The sequence below is a fragment of the Candidatus Obscuribacterales bacterium genome, assembly GCA_036703605.1.
GTDB lineage: Bacteria > Cyanobacteriota > Cyanobacteriia > RECH01 > RECH01 > RECH01.
The window spans coordinates 1-2886 of the sequence record DATNRH010001030.1 but is presented as its reverse complement, the minus strand read 5'-3'; the positions used below and the strand labels follow the sequence as shown (position 1 = coordinate 2886).

The following is a 2886-nucleotide window of genomic DNA, read 5'->3' as shown; positions in this document are numbered from 1 at the left end:
GGTATCCATAGCGCGCAGACAGGTCTGTAATCGTTGGGCCACGTCGATCAGGAGCTGATCGCCGAGCAGGTGCCCAAGGGTGTCGTTGATGGTTTTGAAGCGATCGAGATCGAGCAGCATGACCACGAAGCTAACAGCAGGCGATCGCTGGTGTCGATCGATCGCCTGCTGCAGACGGTCTAAAAACAGGGTGCGGTTGGGCAACTGGGTGAGGTCATCGTGTAGAGCGATGTGCGCAAGATGCGCTTCCATGCGGCGCTGTTCGGTGCTGTCGCGCACCACCATAACTGCACCCTCAGCCCGGCCTCGGTCGTTGTAGATGGGGGCGGTACTGTCTACGACGGGGGTTTCGGCTCCCGTTTTAGCGCGCAGCAGCACAAGCTCTTGTCGGGATACGACCCTATCTTCCTCTAGGGATTTTAGCAGCGGGTTTTCGATCAGCTTGCGGGTGACCTCGTCAATAAAATGAAACACCTCGGCGGGCGATCGCCCCACGGCCTCGGCTTGCGACCAGCCGGTGAGAGCCTCGGCCACCGGGTTGATAAACTTAATCAGGCCTTTGGTGTCGCTGGCAGCGACACCTTCGCTGATGCTGTTGAGCACGGCGAGCAGCCAGCGGCGATTGTCTTTAATGGTTTGATCGAGCTGGTGTTTATAGATGGCAATTTCAATATTGGCGCTCAGCTCTCGGGCCTCAAAGGGTTTGAGAATGTAGCCGAAGGGGGTGGTAAGGCTGGCCCGTTTAAGGGTTTCTTCATCGGCGTAGGCGGTCAAATAAATAATTGGAATATCCAGGGTTTTAGTGATTTCAGTAGCAGCATCAATGCCGTCTAGAGACTCATTCAGGTGAATATCCATCAAGATCAGATCGGGGCGCAGCGCCAGGGCGGTTTGAATAGCCGCCTTGCCCGAGGTGACAATCTCAGGTACACCGTAGCCTAGCTCAATCAGGGTCGCCTGGAGATCCATGGCGATTACAACCTCATCTTCTACGACCAGAATGATCTTTTTTTCCATAGGAACCTACACAGGAAAAGTGATGTGAAAGGCAGAGCCGACGGGTTGGGGCAAAACGACGACGCTCCCTTTAATCTGTTTAGACAGATTTTGCACCAGACTCAGCCCCAAAGACGACATATGCTGCAAATCAAAGTCGTCGGGTAGGCCCACCCCGTTGTCTTGTACCCGCAGAGAAATTTGGTGGTCGGGGCTCACCGATAAGAGGATGGCAATTTCGCCAGATCTCCCGCCAGGAAAGGCGTACTTAAGCGAATTGGACATCAGCTCGGTGAGCATGAGGCCGCAGGGCAGGGCGGTTTCAATGTCTAAACTATAGGGTTCAATCTCTAGCCGTAGGGTGATGTGGTGGCCGCCAGTGCGATAGGTTTCGAGCAGGCTGTAGGCCAGACTTTGGATGTAGTCGGCCAGATCGATGCGGGCTAGGTCTGGGGATTTGTAAAGCTTTTCATGTACCAGGGCCATGGCCCTGATCCGGCTTTGGCTATCGCGCAGTACCGATAGAGCCGCCGGGTCAGACACGTTGCGAGACTGGAGGTTGAGCAGGCTGTAGATCACTTGGAGATTATTTTTGACGCGGTGATAAATCTCTTTGAGCAGCAGCTCTTTTTCTTTAAGCGAGGCCTGGAGCTTGGCCTCAGACTCTTTGCGATCGCTAATGTCTTGCTGCACGGCCACCAGCACTACACCATACTCCGGATGGGCAAAGACTGAGGTTGTGGCGCTGCACCAAAACGGCGTGCCGTCTTTTTTGACGTTGTACACCTCGTAGGTGGCCTCCTGGTTGTCTAAAACTGCCCGGCGAATGGCCTGGTTGACGGCTTCAGCACTGACGGTAGCGGTATCATAATTGACGATCGACACATGTTGCCCATCTAGCTCACCGGGTTCGTAGCCAAACATTTGCTCAAACTTGCGGTTGGCGTAGGCAATGATGCCATTGTCGGCCCTGACCACGCAAATACCTTCGGCCATGTTGCGGGTAATTACCGCCTGAAATTCTTGAATTTGCTCGGCTTGTTTGCGATCGCTAATGTCAATAATCACCCCTAACATACGAATCGGCTGTTGGTCTGCGTCATACAGGCCGCGCCCTCGGCCCACCAGCCACCGCAGGGTACCGTCGGGGTGAAACACCCGGTACTCGGTTTCGTAATCGGTGTGCTGGTGTAGAGCATCTTGCAGAGCCTGCTCCACGCGAGCTAAATCATCGGGGTGAATGGCGCTGCGCCAGCTTTGGTAGGGATCGGCAGTGGTGGGAGGGTCGAGGCCCAGCAGCTTAAAGTGGTTGTCATTCCAGATCACGGTATCCTGACGAAGATCCCAGTCCCAGGTGCCAATGTGGGTAAAGTCAATGGTGAGCCGCAGTTGTTCTTCGCGGCGGGCCAGGGTCGCTTCGGCCTGCTTGCGATCGGTAATGTCTTCGACAATGTACGAAAACTGCGATCGCCCGCTGGAGCTTACCGCAATTGGGCATACACTCCCCGACAGCCAGCGCGCGCCCTTTGGATCGTCGTGGCAATATTCAAACCGCACCGGGGCCTGGGTGCGCTCGGCCTCGCGGTAGTAGGCGATCCAGCGCTCGATGGTGGCTACCGGTATCCCCAGGTCGCTAGCCAACCGATGTTGCATGGCCTGGGGAGTGGTGCCAAAAAACTCGGCGGCGGCCCCATTGTCAGACAGGTGCACAATATCGTTACCGTGCAGTTCGACAATGCCCATGGGCATGACGGCACTATCAAAAAAGCTGCGCAGGGTTAATTCACTCTGCTGCAAATCATCGTTGAGCCGGCGCAGCTCGGTGGTGCGCTCGTCCACCCGCTGCTCAAGCTCGGCCTTAGCCTGACGTAGGTCAACTAGAGCCCGTTG

2 protein-coding genes are annotated in these 2886 nt (G+C 55.7%); both read right to left on the bottom strand.

The genetic code is table 11. The features are described from left to right. A partial coding sequence (locus V6D20_21020; GenBank protein HEY9818263.1) for a diguanylate cyclase occupies window positions 1–1017 on the bottom strand: 1017 nt, incomplete at its 3' end. 6 nt (window positions 1018–1023) lie between these two features. Next, a partial coding sequence (locus V6D20_21015; GenBank protein HEY9818262.1) for a PAS domain S-box protein occupies window positions 1024–2886 on the bottom strand: 1863 nt, incomplete at its 5' end.